The sequence below is a fragment of the Haloferax sp. Atlit-6N genome, from assembly GCF_003383195.1.
Classification (GTDB): domain Archaea; phylum Halobacteriota; class Halobacteria; order Halobacteriales; family Haloferacaceae; genus Haloferax; species Haloferax gibbonsii.
Map to the genome: position 1 here is coordinate 1 of NZ_QEQJ01000096.1, position 626 is coordinate 626.

The 626-nt window shown below is 63.1% G+C and carries 1 protein-coding gene; it reads left to right on the forward strand.

The window, feature by feature from the left end; all coding sequences use genetic code 11:
- On the forward strand, positions 1-477 hold a 477-nt coding region (locus DEQ92_RS21355; protein WP_199522958.1), incomplete at its 5' end, for a BCCT family transporter.
- Between the last annotated feature and the right edge of the window lie 149 nt (positions 478-626).

Here is a 626-nt window from a genome sequence, read left to right on the forward strand (position 1 = left end):
AGCGCCATCTTCTTCGAGCGCAACAACATCGCACCGATGCTCGATATGGTCGACCAGTACGGCGTCTCCGTCTCGGGCTTCCCGCTTTTCGCCAGTCTCCCCTTCGGCGACGTGCTGGCGGGCGTGTTTATGCTACTGGTGGTGACGTTCTTCGTCACCTCGGCTGACTCCTCGACGCTCGCGCTCGGGATGCTCACGACCGGCGGCAAGCAACACCCCTCGACGGTCAATCGGATCATCTGGAGCGGTCTGATGGGCGGTCTCGCCTCGCTGCTCATCGTCGGCGGCGGCATCGACGCCCTCCGGTCGTCGGCGATCATCACGGGCTTCCCGTTCGCGCTTATGTCCGTCGTCGCAATCGTCGGAATGGTCTGGGAGTACCAGTCGGTCCACCCGCTGCTGTCGGGTGAGGACGACTCCGTGGTCACGACAGGGGCGAACTCCCCGGCGGTGTCGATGAGTTCCGACGACGACTGATACTGTCTGACAGAACTCTGTGCAGCGTATCGGCACTCCGTGGGTGCCAACGCACTTCACAAACTGCTGTCCGATAGTATGAGCGAGCGACGCCGCGTCGTCGTTCGAGCGGCCGATTCCCACAGACCCTTATGTCGAGGCGCCGGAGA